Source organism: Bacillus sp. EAC (assembly GCF_002156875.1).
Lineage (GTDB): Bacteria > Bacillota > Bacilli > Bacillales > Bacillaceae_G > Gottfriedia.
The window spans coordinates 603,194-619,312 of sequence record NZ_NCSY01000002.1 but is presented as its reverse complement, the minus strand read 5'-3'; the positions used below and the strand labels follow the sequence as shown (position 1 = coordinate 619,312).

The window sequence follows — 16,119 nt, the reverse complement described above, 5'->3', positions numbered from 1 at the left end:
TATAGTATAGAATGTACATAAGTAATCTTAAAGGAGAAGGTAAATATGAGCCAACAAACAAAAGAAAATCATGTCCGTTATCACCCGCTATTCCATTTTTGGGGAGCACCACTTGCTCTTATTACAATCATTGGTGCAATTGTAAATCTATGCTGTGCCATTAACAATTCAGGAAATGTTTGGTTAGCACTTTTCATTCTTGTTGCTTCGTTTTTACTTGTTATCTCATTTCTACTTACCCGTCTTTATGCGAATAAAGTACAGGATCGTGTGATTCGAATGGAAGAAAATTTTCGTTATTATACTTTAACAGGAAAAGTATTAGATCCTAAATTATCGATTAGACAAGTAATTGCTTTACGTTTTGCAAGTGATGAGGAGTTCATTTCTTTAGGTGAGAAAGCCGTTAAGGAAGGATTATCTCCAAAAGATATCAAAGCGAACATAAAAAATTGGCGAGCAGATGAATATCGAGTTTAATTCGAGAGAAGGGACTTCATTTTATATGAGTCCCTTTTTTATTTTACTAAACTGATACATTGACGATATTATTAAAGTAATCTACTAAAAATTTACTAACATTATAGAGCAATGGAAAGGAATTTCATTATGCAAAAAGATGCAGTATTCGCAATCGGAGACATTCATGGTTGTTTTCATGAACTTGAAGAGTTATTAAAAGAATGGAATCCTGATACAGAGCAGTTGGTCTTACTTGGTGATTTAGTTGATCGTGGTAAAAATTCATTCGATGTCGTTCGAAAAGCAATGTTATTAGAAAAAGAGTACGGAGCGATTGTGTTACTTGGAAATCATGAGAGAATGCTATTAGATTGGCTTGAACAGCCTGAGATAAAGCAAGTGTATTACTATGGACAAGGTGGTCTTGAAACGATACATTCGTTTTTTGAAAGTGATATTACCAATCATAAAGAACCAGATGAAATTGCACGTTTAATGAAAAAGCAGTTTGAATCTGAACTAAATTTTATAGAAAACAGACCACTTTACTTTGAGTGGGAGAATACTGTTTTTGTCCATGCGGGTGTTAATCTTACTATTGATGATTGGAAGAATTCTACTGAGCGCGAGTTTTATTGGATTCGAGATGAATTCCACTATGGAGAGAATAAAACAAATAAAACAATTATCTTCGGTCATACCCCAACATCAATACTTCATAAAATGGAAGGTAAATTCGATATTTGGAATTCACCATGCCACACGAAAATTTGTATTGACGGCGGAGCGGTTTATAGCGGATTTTTACATGGGATTAAAGTGAATAAGAATGGAATTGTTTCAACCCATTCTGTACTTTCTAAATCTGGGAATGGAAAATATGAAGTATAACTGAGCCACTACTTAATAAGAAAGTCTAAAGAAAACCATCTATAAGGAGTTCCAAATGGCCATTAAATACTATAATAAATTAGTAAGAGATAAAATCCCAACGATCATTTCAAAAACGGGAAGTACATTTGAAACGACAATACTATCAGAACAAGATTACATCAAAAAGTTAAACGAAAAATTAACCGAAGAAGTAGAAGAGCTTTTAAATGCAACGCCAGAAGAAGTCGTCGGAGAAATAGCTGATATTTTAGAAGTACTGTATGCTCTAGCTGAAACAAAAGAGATTAGTATAGAAGAAATAGAGAGAGTAAGAGTTAAAAAGAAAGAAGAACGTGGTGGGTTTAAGGAAAGAATTTTACTGAAGCATGTTATTGAAGAATAAGAGGTACCCAAAAAAATGGACTGGTTTTATTACCAATCCATTTTTTTATCTATTAAGATGCTTTTTCCACATCAACAACCACTGTTCCTAACAACTTATCACCAATATAAACATCGAGTTTCCATTTACCGGATTTAGAGAAATCCATCATTGTCGGATAAGTTTCAATGGCACCTTTCTCATTTAAATTGAACACATTTGAAACATGTAAAGCCATACCAGTGTGACCATCTTCGTGAATGCCTTTAATTTCTAGTTCTCCCCGCATCTCTTCCTCACTACCCCAAAAATACCACATATATTTATTGCTTTTGCCTTCAAAAATAGGTTCTACCTTACCTTTTCCTTTTTGACCAGATCCAATTTGAAGTCCAACCTTACCTTTTTGACCAATTAATATGTATTCTCCTTTTGTTCCATCCACTGATGTTACAGGCAATGCAAATGTTGGGCTAGTTTTAAATTTTGTATTACTTTCAGTTCCTGCGTTCTTCGAGCAGCCTGCTACAAGAAATAGAGATAATAACAGTAAAGTAAAATATTTCAAAAGGACACCCCCGAAAATAATGGATATGAATCTATTGTATTGGACGGTTGTAAAGTTTATCACTAATAAAAAATGCTGCATAATATGGCCAAGACCAAAAGTGATGAGGATAGAGGGGGGAACCTAAACACTTTTTCTGAATGAAAATTCTTTATACTTTTTATAGTGAGCCTACAATCATTCGAATAATATTTTTTTACTACCTATAAAAAATATAGAAGAAGCAAAACCTTAAAATCCATTATTAAACTTGATTATTTTAAATTAAGAGGACCCGAGGAGATTCTTTTTTTTGTTGGGATTTGTTTTTCTAGCATATTAAAAGGGCGTGGATGAAGATTCGGTTTGCCTTATGCTATGGTTTATTACTTAAAGTATATTGAAAATAATAGTTTACTAATGTAAGATTAATTAATAAGTCAGAAAATTCCGATATGAAAGAGAGGCATATTTCATGAGTAAACAAATTCCTGAACAATGGTGGAGTCAACTAAAGCTACCAGCCATTTCTGCTCCGATGTTTTTAGTGTCTGGCCCTGAATTAGTAGAATCGGTCTGTTTAAATGGTGTAATTGGTTCATTCCCAGCACCGAATGCACGTCCAATCGAGGTGCTTGATCAATGGATGGGACAATTAAATGATAATCTTGCTTTGGCACGTACAAATGAGCCAGAGCGTAAAATTGCGCCTTGGGCAATGAATATGGTTGTTCATAGCTCATACAGCAGATTACAAGAAGAATTAGAACTTTTACAAAAACATAAACCAGAGCTTGTTATTACCTCATTGGGAAGTCCTAAGGTTGTCGTTGATATTGTACATAGCTATGGTGGACTAGTATTCTCTGACGTAAGTGATATGAAGTTCGCTAAAAAAGCTGCAGAAGCTGGGGTTGATGGACTAATCCTTGTAACATCTGGAGCTGGCGGTCATGCAGGGAATCTGAACGGATTTGCCTTTGTTGATAGTGTTCGTACTTGGTGGGATGGTATCATTATACTTGCGGGTGGTATCTCTACAGGAAAAAGCATACTAGCTGCACAAGCTGCTGGTGCTGATCTAGCTTATATGGGAACTCGTTTCATCGTTGCAAAGGAAAGTTTGGCGGATGATGAATATAAGCAAATGTTAGTAGATTCTACTCATGATGACATCATTCTAACTGATGCTTTCTCCGGTGTGAAAGCGAATATGCTTATTCCAAGTATTGTAAAAGCTGGTCTAGACCCTGAGCAGCTGAAGAAGAAAGAAAAAGTAGATTTTGATGGTATGAAAAATGAAACAAACGCAAAAGCTTGGAAAGAAATTTGGTCTGCAGGCCATGGTGTTGGTGCTATAACAAAAATTAACTCAGCTGCAGATATTATTAATGAGCTTGAGGAAGAATATATTGAGGCCGTAGACAAACTTAATGCACAGAATGAAAAATTAAGGTCAAGAGTCGTAAAATAATGTTAAAATTGTAAACGTTTTAATCATAAAAACACTTCGGAAGATTATTCTGAAGTGTTTTTTGATTGAATAATAAAGCATGAATTTACGTGGATATTTTTACTATATAAAGTACAATTTTTCACTTCACTAACTGAAACAATTTCGTCTGAGTTTCAACCCCAGCGATCCCATCAACACTTAAATGATACTTCTTTTGAAAATTAATCACCGCATCTCTTGTCTTTGAGTCATAAATACCGTGTGTTGAGCCAGTATAAAATCCTAATTTCTTTAATGCGTTTTGAAGTGCAGTAACATTACTACCTTTTGAGCCTTGTTTCAAAATAGCGTATGTTTTCGTTAGTGGTAAGCTGTAGAGTTTTGACTGAACTTCTATTCCAGCAATGCCGTCAACTTTAAGATGATATTTCTTCTGAAAGGCCATAACTGCATTTTTTGTTTTTGTATCGTATGTACCAGTGATTGATCCGTTATAAAAATGTTGAACTTTTAGAGCGGTTTGCAACTTTTTGACTTGATCACCCTTCGAACCAATTTTAAGTGTTGGATAGTTAACCGATACTTTCTTTTTAGGTGGGATGATAGTGGGTTTCCCATCGTGTGTTGTTAACCAATTCTTATAATTGTTCCAAATTGCAATATTTTCATCTCCAAGTGACCAGCTACCTGTTCCTTTTAAGTCATACTTATGAACAAGATCAACTTTAGCTTTTAATGAAGTAAGATTTTCATACCAAAAAACATATTTGCCGGGTTGAAGAGTGATTCCATGTATAACTGGAAGTGGATCACCTTTTTTGATCGTAATCACTGCTTTAGGAGATTTACTTACACTATCAAATGATACTGTCCCTCTATATTTTGAGATTAGCGCTTCAACTTGTTTGACAGGTACACCGGCTCCACCTACCGATGCGCCTTCTTTCCAATACCGACCAAAAAAGGGAAGGCCAAGGACAATTTCGTTTTCTGAAACACCTTGATTTAAAGCGTATTGAATTGATTGTTCTACCCAATCTCTACTTGCAACCGGACCCGCAGGACCACCCTGATAATGCTCATCATATGCCATGATAAAGAGATAATCTGCATATTTTGCAAGTTCTTTGTAATCGTATGAACCATGCCAGCCTTCTGTCCAACCATATGGATTAGCTGCGACTGCAACAGACACTTCTTTATTTTTAGGGAGTTTATTTCGAGTTAAACGAACTAAATCAGTGTAAGCGTCTCGATCCTCATCGGTAACATTTTCAATATCAATATTTACTCCATCTAGATGATTTTTTAAAATGAAATTGGCAATTTCACTAGATAGCTTCTCGCGATTAGCTAAGGCTGACCGACCAAGTTCACGATCCCAATGATTACTTAGAAAAGGAACTACTTTCATTTTCCGCCTGTGAACTTCACTTACTAGTTTTGAATTAAACTGATTCGTAATTTTAAGTGATCCATCACTATGAAGGTCAAAAAAACTTGGCGAAACAAGATTTAAATTTCCTTTTGTTTTATCAATTTGAGATAAATAGGTTTTAGTATTACCAAAATATAAATAACTCATATTAAAATTGGAAGAATGTGCTGAGCTTTTCATCGGAAAAGAAGCCAATATAAATGACCCAGCCATAATACAAATTGTCGCGTTTTTAACTTGAGGGACATTTTTTTGAATATATTCTAAAGCTGAATTTTTTAAACTAACAATCTTATTATGTTGATCCGTTCCGAATTCATTTGCAAATTCTTCTAAGAAATTAGAAACGTGAATGATGATTGTCGTTTCACCATTTGACTGTTTGATCTCATACCTTTTAAATAGTTCCATAAAACTGTTCACCTACTTTAAAAAACATATAAGCTTATTATCTATGGATAAAGAAATTTCATCCATAATTATCAAAGGGTAAGTCATTTTTAATTCAGTAGCGTAGGAATTAAAAAGGCAGCTATTTATTTAGGCTTACCGAAGCGTTACTAATTAGTAAGGCGATAAAATATTTCAGTAAATAGTAAAATGAACTTCGATCGAAGTTCATTTTTTAGATTGATCATATTTAAACTGTTAGGTTTAACTTTTTAGTGTAAACACTGAGATTTCAGGAAGACTAAAAAATCGAATTGGTAGTCTTGTCGTACCAATTCCACGATTCACATACAGTGACATTGGTTTTAAGCTGTTATGAATTTCATACAGACCTTCTGTATAGTCAATCGCAAGCGGTGGTGTATAAATCGCTTTATGAAATGGTAATTTAACTTGTCCACCATGACTATGACCAGAAAGCTGCAAATCAATTGGAAAGTCATTTAATCTCTTAGCAATATCTGGTTCATGAGCAAGTAATAATGTAAATGAATTCTTTTGCACATTTGCGAATGCTTTTTGAGGATCTGGTCTTCCTAATAAATAATCATCCAAACCAACGATCGAAAGTGTATGATGATCTTTAAATGGAATCGTCACATTCGAGTTTTCTAAAACTTTGAAGCCTGAACTTGCTAATACATTCGAATAAACTCTTTTCCCCGCGCCACCTACATCATGATTTCCATAAATAGCATATTTGCCGTACTTCGCATGTAATTGTTTTAAAATTGGATGAATTTGATTTGTTTCATCATATCGATTGCTATTATCAATTAAATCACCAGTAAATACAATTAAATCAGGTTTTTGATCATTTATTTTATCGACTAAATGCTGTAGCTGGTCTAATGAAAAATTATCTCCTAAGTGAGTATCGCTGAATTGAACAATTTTAAACCCTGCTATACTTTTAGAAACTGACTTTGATTTAATCTCTATTTGATTCATATCTAATAATTTCGGTTCAATACTTCTTGAATAAGAAAATACTGAGATTGGACAAATTATTAGTAAGAACATAAAAACTATTAATCTTCTAATTAGCTTACGTAGTATGTTATATTTCATGGGGTAGTCCCTTCCTTACTTAATTAGTTTGCAGAAACAAAAAATAATGCTAAAAATATAAATATCGCACAGATTAAAATTTCAATAAATTTCATAACTTCACTCCTCGAATGAAGTATAAAACGGTAATGTTACATCAAAGTGACAATTTCCAAAGAAATAAATGAAACTTGAATGGGGGAAACAAATATAAATATTTTAATTGCTGATGATGAATTGGATATGTTAAAAATTTTAAATGCTTATTTTGTGAAAGAAGGCTATCAAGTTTTTCTTGCTGAAGATGGTGAAAAAGCACTTGAAGTTTTTTATCGCGAGAAAATTGATTTAGCGATACTAGACTGGATGATGCCGTATTGTAGTGGAATGAATGTTTGTAAAGAGATAAAGAGAAAAGGCAATACAAAGGTGTTAATGCTAACGGCGAAAAGTGAAGATGAGGACGAGCTTCATGCATTAACTATTGGTGCAGATGATTATGTCAAAAAACCATTTCATCCCGGCATTCTTTTAACAAGGGCTAAGAAGCTGCTTAAAGAGGATAAGCAAATCACAGTATCGGATTTGAAAATTGATTTACAAGCAAAGGTCGTAACAAAAAATGAAGAAATTCTAAGTTTAACGAAAAAGGAAATCGAATTATTAAGTTGTTTCATTCGAAACCAAGGCAAGGTTTTGTCACGAGAAGATTTATTAAGTAGCGTATGGGGCATCGATTATGATGGGGATGATCGGACGGTCGATACACATATAAGAAGACTTAGAGAAAAAATAGGAGAAGAACTAATTCAAACTCATCGAGGGTTAGGGTATAGTTTTATAAAAAATTAAAATGAATCGTTTAGGAAGAAAAATTTCAATCATTATCACAGCAAGTATTCTATTCGTTTTTATAAGTTATTTAATTATCAATTCTTATTTTTTACCTAAGTATTATCTTTATCAAATGAAGAATCGTTTACATGACATTTCTGATGAGGTAAATAAAATGCCGATGAACGAATTTCAGAAATCAATTGAGCGAATTGAAAATAACAATAATGTGACCATCGTCTCTGAGCCAATTAGTTCAAATATCGATAAGTTTAACTGGACTTTGCGTGAAAGGTTAAATCAAAAAAAAGTTACATTAAATAAGTTTTGGGTAACCGAAGACACTTTCCAACTAACTGAAAGAGGTAAAAAGATTAGTAAAATTTATGATCAAGGTAAATTGAAATCAAGTTTTTTAGTCGATTTTATTCAAAAAGATAATGTGTTTATTGTTGTGGGAGTTTCAATTGTTTCTCTAAATGATGCAGTCGATATCGTTAATAAATTTACAATCTATATCATGATTACGCTTATCTTACTTTTGATTTTAATGGTTTGGATTTGGTCGAAAAAAATAACTGATCCATTAAAAGAGTTAAAAGATATATCCAAAGAAATTGCTCTTCTAGATTTCAAAAAAGTTTCGATTTCAACGAATGATGAAATTGAAGAACTGGCTGAAAGTATTAATGAAATGAGTGATAAATTACGAATTGCTCATGAAGATTTAAATGAACGAAATACAAATCTAAAACGATTTATTTCTGATATTACCCATGAATTAAAAACACCATTAGCCTTAATAAAGGCCTATTCTGTGGGCATTAAAGATGGAATTGACGATGGGACGTATGTAGATACAATTTTAAGACAAACCGATCATATCAATCTTTTAATTGATGAACTATTGGAGTTATCACGAATTGAGAGAGAAGTTATTCATTTAGAAAAAGTTGATTTAGTAAAATTAGTTAATCAAAGCCTGGAAAATTACGCGATCGAAATCCATCGAAATGACATTGCGATTAAAAGAGAAGACAGTGGCATCAATCAATTTTTCTTAGAAGCAGATCGAGATCAAATGGAAAAAGTATTCAATAATTTAATTAGTAATGCGATTAAATATACTCAAAATCAAGAGATTATCATACGATTTGAAGACCGACTGGATGAATTCATATTTTGTATCGAAAACGCGACGAATCTAAAAGGAGTTGATCAAGTTGAAAAAATTTGGGAACCATTTTATGTTATGGAACCATCACGTAATAAAAATCTAACTGGAACTGGTTTAGGACTGGCAATCGTCAAATCAATTTTAACTCGACATAAATTTAAACATGGGGTAACTCTAATAGAAGGTTCCATTCAATTTACAATTCACTTTGCTAAAAATGGATTAAGATAAAGGTAAGTGTAGCAGATAATAGACCATATTATCTGCTTTTTTATTGATATAAAAGGGTTATTGTAGCTTTATAATCAAATTAACATACCAATTACCAAGTATCTGCCGGACAGCAGACAGACTCTAAAAGGTGTGCTAAAAGATTAAGACTTTTTGTTGAACAAATTGTAAATTTAACAACTTAAAGTAAGGGTATTTCTTAGTAATGAGAAATGCATTTTATTATTTTTAAAATTAATAGGATATACTAATAACAATAATAATATAATTAAAAACGATGTTAATTTATTGTAAGACGATAAATTGTTTGGTAAAATGATTTTATAATTAAATCAGTGAGGTGTTTTTAATGAATGTTAGACGAGGTTCAACCACTTTCTTAAAGGTGATTATTTTTCTGATTGAAATTGGGGTATTTGCCTTGTGTATCTATTGGTTACCTGAGATAGCCATTAAAGATGCGAAGGTACATCCAGATACGGCTTATTTCCTAATTCCCTTTTTAATATGTTCATATGGATTTTGTATTACGCTTTCCGTTGCGTTGTTTCAAGTATTTAAACTATTAACCTATATTGAAAGGAACAATGCTTTCTCCGAGTTATCACTTAAATCTTTGCAGGTTATAAAGAAATGTGCGTTTACAACCATTTTCATCATTATGATAGGAATAGTAAGCTTAATAGTGCTCGCTAAAACTACAGGAGATGATGCAGCAGGTCCAACATCACTAAGTCTAATGGGAATTTTGGCAACAAGTATCATCACAGCCATTGTGGACGTGCTTCAAAAGCCATTAAAAAACTCCCTAGAATTAAAACCAAAAAAGTGATTAACAATTTGATAAAATTTTATTAGTGAGGTGTTTTTTTTGAAACAAGTTTCGACCCTTTTTTTAAAGTTAGCTCTTTTTTTTATTGGAATCTTAGTACTTGCTTTGTGCATATTTTTAGTGCCCAAAATAGCGAATTTCGCAGCAAATTTGTATCCAACTATTGCCCCAATTAAATATCTCGTTTTCATCTTAATGTATGGAGCGACTGTGCCATTTTATTTTGCTCTTTATCAGGCTTTCAATCTTTTACGGTACATTGACAAGAACACGGCGTTCTCGGAATTATCTGTAAAGGCGTTAAAGAACATAAAGTTCTGTGCGATTACAATTAGTGGTTTGTATGTATTAGGTTTGCCACTCTTTCATTTTATAGCGAAGAAAATGGACCCTCCTATTGGATTCTTGTGTCTCATTATCATTTTTGCTTCGTTGGTTATCGCCGTTTTTGCTGCGATCCTCGAACGACTTCTACAAGAAGCGATTAACATAAAATCAGAAAATGATTTGACGGTCTGAGGTGGAGGATATGACAATTATTATAAATATTGATGTGATGCTAGCAAAACGAAAAATGAGTGTAACAGAGCTTTCGGAGAGCGTTGGAATCACTATGGCGAATCTTTCTATTCTGAAAAATGGGAAAGCAAAGGCGGTTCGTTTTTCAACATTAGAAGCGATCTGTAAGGCTTTGGATTGTCAGCCTGGTGATATTTTGGAGTACAAAAGCGACGAAGATACTCATTAAAAAAAGACAACAAAATTATTTAACTAACGGGAGTCGATAGCCAAAAAAAGGGATAGCCATTAAGCTATCCCTTTTTTTTTTGCGTTAATTGATAGTAGATACTCTGAGTACTGCATTTTAGAATTATACTGATTACCCTGTTTTTTTGTTGTTAAATATTGTGCTAGCTAAGATGGGTATTATGCTGTTAAATAGCTTGTCACTTGACATTTGTACTTCAAAACAGAACCAGTTAGCATTATAGATGTCTTTTAAAATTCTACTTCGCTCGTAGTCTTTGTATTTCCAAACCAACGTAATACGTTGTTGTGATGGTTAATAATTTGTTGTGCCGTCATGTCTTGAGAATCCCATGTACTATGAGCATCTGTAATAAGTGTCACATCATAACCAGAGCTGCATGCTATTCTCGTTGTTGTATCCACACATGCTTCCGTTTGAATGCCTGCCATAATTAAATGAGTAATTTCTCGTTTTTGTAGTTCTTCATTTAAATTTGTTCTTAAAAATGAATCGGGTGTGTGCTTTTGTATGATTAGATCAGTTTCACTTGGTGCAATATCAGGGTGAATTTCCCAACCTTTTGTGCCGGATACTAATGGTCCTTCTGATTCATTATGTTGAATATAAAAAATAGGGGTATTTGAAGTACGGGCTTTATCAAGCAATTGATTTATATTTTGTAAAAGTTTCTCGCCATTATAGACTGGTTCATCTTCTGGAAACATACCAACTTGTACATCAATAATTAATAATGCTTTTTTCTCCATCAATCTTTCCTCCTATGCCTATTTAAACTGGTAAATAATGTTATATCTAATCTAATCATATCATGATTTAATAGGAAAAATGAGGTTTTCATTATTTTTTTAATCGTATGTACTGGGAAAAAATAGGATAAAAAGTTTAGTAGATGAATATACGTATAGAATTAAGTGAAGGAGGAGGTTTAATTGACAAAATATCTATTGCCAATATCAATATTCATATTGAGTATTGCGTTATTTTTTTGTGGATATCAGTTAAACGCCTATTCAAAAATCAAAACAAAATCGAATATTACTCTTTCCAACAATAACAAAGGCTTATTAACAACAAAACAAGCTGCAGCTTACTTGAATATGACGGTAGATGAGTTAAATAAAATGATAGAAGAACAGGATCTAGAAAGACTTCAAAATACTGTGTTTCAGACATATATGTTTATTCCTTATATTAGTATTAATAATCAAAATTACTTCAATCAAAAGCAGCTGGATGAATGGATTAATTATAATTCAACGACATGGAAGTATATTGATACGAATTAATTAAACTAAGCATTTTATAAGCAATATATAAAGAAGAAACTGTTTAACTTTAAGGAAAAGGAGCTTATTGACTTAAGCTCCTTTAATATTTTCTAATATTTATAGACTACGATTATACTTCGCTGATCTTTTTAAGGCTTCAATATCTGAATCAGCTAATTTTTCTTTCCTTGTTAGATGATTGAATACTTCAATTGTAGAAAACTCTCTAGTTTCTTTCACTTTTTCTTCACTCATATCTGGATCAAATGACGAGCCAAATGTAAGACCAATTAAAAGACTTTTAGAAACTTCTTCTAGTAGATTCTCATTTTTTTCAGACATTACAAACACCTCCGAATGTTTATTTTATCTCAGTACATAAAATTGGTAAATTATAGAAAATATTGTCTGGTTAAGGGAACATGCTTCATATTTTAACAATTAGAGAATATCTTATATTACGTGAGAAAAAATTGGAGTAACTGACTGAATAGGGAGGGACTCACAATGACTCAAAAACGAGAAGGAATTGTTAGGTGGTATAAGGTTGAAGAAGGGTATGGACGCATACAGATTGATGGAGAAACTAAAAATTTTGTTTTTGTTCATTTTAGTTCCATCATGCCAGATCAAAAAAGGTTTCCGAGTGGATTTCGTTTTTTAAAGCGAGGACAAAAGGTCTCGTTTGATTTGATTGAATCACCAGGTTTAAGCGATCAATCTCGCGTAGCTAAAAATGTAAATATAATTTCTGATTAATATGCCTAATGTTGTATAACTAAAAAATGAAAATAGTTTTGTTTTTATCAAACCTCCTATTTATTGATCAATAGGAGGTAATTTTGTGTCTGAATTTAAAAGTAAGTGATTTATAAATAATGATTTTTTATTAACTTTAATTAGATTCAAGTATCTTTGTTTCAATTAGTCGAGTCAAATTTTGTATGTCCTGCTTAGTTGCGGGCTGTGAGCTTAGCTTCAATTTATATCCAATTTGCCCATTCACCTCTAATGACGCCCACTCTACATCTTCTATTGAGGTTATTCCCAACTGATGTAAACGCATTTTTAGATTATCAGTTGTGAGACGTGTTTTTTTCATGTTTTCTATATTTAAATTCCCGTCTTCAATTATGATCGTTGGCTTACCAGTTAGTAATAATTCAAATGAAACGAATTTTAATTTAAGAAACTGAAACAAAAATACAGTTAGGATTAGAATTAAAGCAACACCAAAACTTGTCCAAATACCTTTATTTTCAATAGGACGACTTAGTAATGGGCCGATTGTACTCATTAAAACAAGTTCAGAAACTGTCAATTTAGAAATAGAGTTTCTTCCAGCTATTCTTAATAAAAGTGTTCCCATGATAACAATTAGCACTGCTTTCCAAACAATATCAAGTTGCATAGAATCATCCTTTTTAACTTAAATTTCCAAAGTGAGCTGTAAACTATTCATTCATATCGACAGAGTTACTGATTCATTAGGTAATCCTTCATAAAAATGAGTTTTATCGCAAAACTAAAATGACAAAATCGATTCCTCACCCAACATGACAAAACTGTCACTTTTGATGCTGTAACATCGATGGTTGGCGGGCAAATTAGTCGGTATAGTATGATGGTGAAGGAGGTCGGAACAATGACTAAAATTATACATACAAAGAATTTATCGAAATCTTATGGGAAAACACAAGTCCTAAAAAATATTGATTTAACAATTGAACAAGGTGAATTCACTGCGATTATGGGGCCATCTGGTTCAGGGAAAACGACATTAATGAATACTCTCTCAACGATTGACACCTTTAACGCTGGGGATGTTTGGATCGAGGGGAAATCGTTATTAGATATGAAAAAGAAAGCCTTACGTGAGTTTCGCCAAAAACGAATGGGATTTATTTTTCAAGATTACAACCTATTAGATACATTAACGGTGAAAGAAAATATCTTACTCCCACTCGCATTACAAAAAACACCTGTCGAGGAAATGGAGAAGCGGTTAGAGAAACTAATAGAAGCCTTAAATATTGAATCGATTTTACATCAATATCCGTCTGAAATTTCCGGTGGCCAAAAGCAGCGCACGGCTGCAGCTAGAGCGATTATTACCAATCCAGCGATTGTGTTTGCTGATGAGCCGACTGGTGCACTTGATTCGAGATCTGCTACCCAGCTGCTTGAACAAATTCAATTGCTCAATAAGACATTTAATACTACGGTTCTAATGATTACACACGATCCATATGCAGCAAGCTACTGTCAGCGCGTGGTTTTTCTCCGTGATGGAAAAATCGTTAATGAAATGTTTAGAGGAGAGCAAACCGTAAAAGAATTCTTTGATCGAATTCTGACGATTCAAAGTGCCATAGGAGGCGACCGACCATGAGTTTGTACGATTTATCATGGCGTAACATGAAACGAAATTTTCGTCTCTACTCGATTTATTTCATTTCTATGCTTGTCGGGGTTGTAATTTACTATACCTTTTCCGGTTTAATGTTTAACGAGGACGTAGTTGCAGCAATTCAAAATAAAGAAAACTACAAAACAAGTATTTTCGTTGCCTCGATTATCGTCTTTTTGTTTATTGTGTTCTTTATCTTATACGCTAACTCTTTTTTTATGAAGCAACGGAAAAAAGAATTTGGTATGTATTTACTTTACGGGATGAAAGAAAGACAAGTTGCCACAATGGTCTTTTTTGAAACGTTATTTCTAAGCACCATTTCTGTAACTAGCGGTATATTAATTGGCGGTTTACTTTCGAAATTTTTCGGTAGGGTATTAATGAACTTAATGCACTATCATGATGAAATTTCGTTTGCGTTTCCACTTGAAGCAATCGTCTCAACTATTCTGTTATTCGCTCTATTAATCTGCATAATTACGATTCAAAGTTATTTTAACGTCCGTCGTGTGCAGCTTGTGGAATTGTTTCATGCAAAAGAAAAAATGGATAAACCCCTTAAATTTTCCATGCCCTTGGCGATATTTTCCATCCTATTGATTGGAGCGTCCTATTACACAATTACCATTGCAGGAAATACAGATATATGGAAAGAGCATTTTAAAGAAACATTAATTGCTACAGCATCGGCATTAATTGTCGGTACGTATTTATTTTTCAGCCAGTTTTCAGGTTGGATTCTACAAAAAATGAGTCAAAGTAAAAATTACTTTAACGGTAACAAAATGTTATGGATTTCCTCACTTCGCTTTTCTATAAGAGGGAATACAGTAAACTTTACGATTAATTCACTGATTAGTGCGATTATCATTTTTGCAGTTGGATTTATTGCTGTTGATTACGCCATGAAAGGTGAGGTTGTCAAAAAAGAATTTCCAAATCATATTGCCTTTTCAACGCAAGATGATCGAACTCAAAAACAAATTGAAAAGATTATGAATGACTCTCATCCAATTGTAGGACATGAAACAATTACGGGAATACAAACAGAAAAAATTCAAAATCGAAAAACGTATTATAGCTATCCCGAATATTATTCAGAGGAATTTTACCTTTTTCCAGAATCACAATTAAATGCGATCGTTGATTTACGCGAAGTAGGTAAAAAAGTAGATGTAAAAGATGATGAAGCAATTCTTTTAACAAGAGGAATCGATGAGCCGACAAAATATAAAAAAAATCAGCCTGAAATTACCGTTTTAAAAGATAATTCTTTTCGTATTGTCGAGAAAATCCGATACCCGTTGTTAAGTATCCCAACGATTCCTGGTGGAGATACCGATCCTCAACCTTCTGTACTCGTGATTTCAGACGAAGTTTTTGAGCGTTTAAAAGAAGATCGTACAATTTCTTCCTATGAAATTTATAAAATCGAGGATCCGAAAACATCGAATGATGTATCCCGAAAAATATACGATATCGTAAAGAAAACAAAAGGAGCATATTATTCGGCCTATATAGATATGTATTCCGTTGATACTGAATCTTCATCGTTAATATTGTTCTCCGTTGCGTTTTTTGCAGTCATTGCATTGTTTGCTTTAGCAAGCGTTATATACTTTAAACAGTTACGTGAAGCTACAGAAGAGCGTGAACACTACGCAATTTTACGGAAAATTGGTGTTGAAGACAAAGTAATGAAAAAGATTATTCGGAAACAATTGCTGTTCGTATTTTTACCGCCACTAATACTTGGATTGGTACACAGTTGGTATCTTTTATACTATACAGTAATCCTAATCATAAAAGATTTACCTTCCTTAACAACAATTATTTTTTCAGTAATGGGACTGTATGTGTTTACATATCTAATCTTTTACGTATCATCGACATCTATTTACTACAAAATTATCAGCGAAAAAAATACACGGTGA

At 33.0% G+C, this 16,119-nt stretch carries 19 protein-coding genes; 13 read left to right on the top strand and 6 right to left on the bottom strand.

Annotated elements, in window-relative coordinates; translation table 11 throughout:
* Positions 1–45: 45 nt before the first annotated feature.
* From B7R65_RS06175 to B7R65_RS06165, 3 genes are all read left to right on the top strand, one after another.
* The gene (locus tag B7R65_RS06175; RefSeq protein ID WP_088041852.1) at positions 46–480 is read left to right on the top strand and encodes a DUF6526 family protein; all 435 of its coding nucleotides are present in this window, start codon (positions 46–48) and stop codon (positions 478–480) included.
* Positions 481–609: 129 nt separating this feature from the next.
* Complete coding sequence (locus B7R65_RS06170) at positions 610–1,353, top strand: metallophosphoesterase family protein (RefSeq protein ID WP_179194789.1); 744 nt, start codon at positions 610–612, stop codon at positions 1,351–1,353.
* Between the two features lie 55 nt (positions 1,354–1,408).
* Entirely contained in the window at positions 1,409–1,738 is a 330-nt protein-coding gene (locus tag B7R65_RS06165) for a nucleoside triphosphate pyrophosphohydrolase (RefSeq protein WP_306298447.1), read from the top strand.
* A gap of 52 nt (positions 1,739–1,790) precedes the next feature.
* Here B7R65_RS06165 and B7R65_RS06160 read toward each other — a convergent pair whose 3' ends face one another.
* Positions 1,791–2,285: a hypothetical protein gene (locus tag B7R65_RS06160; RefSeq protein WP_088041850.1), complete on the bottom strand. Its 495-nt coding sequence runs from the start codon at positions 2,283–2,285 to the stop codon at positions 1,791–1,793.
* A 454-nt stretch (positions 2,286–2,739) separates the two neighbouring features.
* Between B7R65_RS06160 and B7R65_RS06155 the strand changes: the two genes are divergently transcribed.
* The gene (locus B7R65_RS06155) at positions 2,740–3,738 is read left to right on the top strand and encodes an NAD(P)H-dependent flavin oxidoreductase (protein WP_088041849.1); all 999 of its coding nucleotides are present in this window, start codon (positions 2,740–2,742) and stop codon (positions 3,736–3,738) included.
* A gap of 121 nt (positions 3,739–3,859) precedes the next feature.
* Here the strand turns inward: B7R65_RS06155 and B7R65_RS06150 are convergent, their stop codons facing one another.
* Positions 3,860–5,569, bottom strand: coding sequence for a peptidoglycan-binding protein (locus tag B7R65_RS06150; protein ID WP_088041848.1), 1,710 nt, complete (start codon positions 5,567–5,569; stop codon positions 3,860–3,862).
* 243 nt (positions 5,570–5,812) lie between these two features.
* On the bottom strand, positions 5,813–6,679 hold the full coding sequence (locus tag B7R65_RS06145; protein WP_088041847.1) for a metallophosphoesterase: 867 nt from the start codon (positions 6,677–6,679) through the stop codon (positions 5,813–5,815).
* Positions 6,680–6,868: 189 nt separating this feature from the next.
* On the opposite strand from B7R65_RS06145, the gene B7R65_RS06140 reads away from it, so the two are divergent.
* The 5 genes from B7R65_RS06140 to B7R65_RS06120 all read left to right on the top strand — a co-directional run bounded on the left by B7R65_RS06140 (position 6,869) and on the right by B7R65_RS06120 (position 10,480).
* Entirely contained in the window at positions 6,869–7,510 is a 642-nt protein-coding gene (locus B7R65_RS06140) for a response regulator transcription factor (protein WP_088041913.1), read from the top strand.
* Position 7,511: 1 nt separating this feature from the next.
* Positions 7,512–8,900, top strand: coding sequence for a sensor histidine kinase (locus B7R65_RS06135; RefSeq protein ID WP_088041846.1), 1,389 nt, complete (start codon positions 7,512–7,514; stop codon positions 8,898–8,900).
* Between the two features lie 349 nt (positions 8,901–9,249).
* Positions 9,250–9,732, top strand: a complete 483-nt coding sequence (locus B7R65_RS06130; protein WP_088041845.1) for a DUF2975 domain-containing protein — start codon at positions 9,250–9,252, stop codon at positions 9,730–9,732.
* Positions 9,733–9,771: 39 nt separating this feature from the next.
* On the top strand, positions 9,772–10,251 hold the full coding sequence (locus tag B7R65_RS06125) for a DUF2975 domain-containing protein (RefSeq protein WP_088041844.1): 480 nt from the start codon (positions 9,772–9,774) through the stop codon (positions 10,249–10,251).
* Positions 10,252–10,261: 10 nt separating this feature from the next.
* Positions 10,262–10,480 (top strand): helix-turn-helix domain-containing protein, encoded by a 219-nt coding sequence (locus B7R65_RS06120; protein ID WP_088041843.1) that lies wholly within the window; start codon positions 10,262–10,264, stop codon positions 10,478–10,480.
* Positions 10,481–10,731: 251 nt separating this feature from the next.
* Here B7R65_RS06120 and B7R65_RS06115 read toward each other — a convergent pair whose 3' ends face one another.
* Entirely contained in the window at positions 10,732–11,250 is a 519-nt protein-coding gene (locus tag B7R65_RS06115) for a cysteine hydrolase family protein (RefSeq protein ID WP_088041842.1), read from the bottom strand.
* A gap of 183 nt (positions 11,251–11,433) precedes the next feature.
* On the opposite strand from B7R65_RS06115, the gene B7R65_RS06110 reads away from it, so the two are divergent.
* Positions 11,434–11,790, top strand: coding sequence for a helix-turn-helix domain-containing protein (locus tag B7R65_RS06110; RefSeq protein WP_088041841.1), 357 nt, complete (start codon positions 11,434–11,436; stop codon positions 11,788–11,790).
* A 99-nt stretch (positions 11,791–11,889) separates the two neighbouring features.
* Here the strand turns inward: B7R65_RS06110 and B7R65_RS06105 are convergent, their stop codons facing one another.
* The gene (locus tag B7R65_RS06105) at positions 11,890–12,114 is read right to left on the bottom strand and encodes a hypothetical protein (protein WP_088041840.1); all 225 of its coding nucleotides are present in this window, start codon (positions 12,112–12,114) and stop codon (positions 11,890–11,892) included.
* Positions 12,115–12,279: 165 nt separating this feature from the next.
* Between B7R65_RS06105 and B7R65_RS06100 the strand changes: the two genes are divergently transcribed.
* Complete coding sequence (locus tag B7R65_RS06100; RefSeq protein WP_088041839.1) at positions 12,280–12,531, top strand: cold shock domain-containing protein; 252 nt, start codon at positions 12,280–12,282, stop codon at positions 12,529–12,531.
* Positions 12,532–12,667: 136 nt separating this feature from the next.
* Here the strand turns inward: B7R65_RS06100 and B7R65_RS06095 are convergent, their stop codons facing one another.
* A complete protein-coding gene (locus B7R65_RS06095; RefSeq protein WP_088041838.1) occupies positions 12,668–13,183 on the bottom strand; it encodes a DUF421 domain-containing protein in 516 nt (171 codons plus the stop codon).
* A gap of 234 nt (positions 13,184–13,417) precedes the next feature.
* Between B7R65_RS06095 and B7R65_RS06090 the strand changes: the two genes are divergently transcribed.
* Entirely contained in the window at positions 13,418–14,164 is a 747-nt protein-coding gene (locus B7R65_RS06090; RefSeq protein ID WP_088041837.1) for an ABC transporter ATP-binding protein, read from the top strand.
* A complete protein-coding gene (locus B7R65_RS06085) occupies positions 14,161–16,119 on the top strand; it encodes an ABC transporter permease (RefSeq protein ID WP_088041836.1) in 1,959 nt (652 codons plus the stop codon). Before B7R65_RS06090 ends, B7R65_RS06085 begins: the two co-directional genes overlap by 4 nt.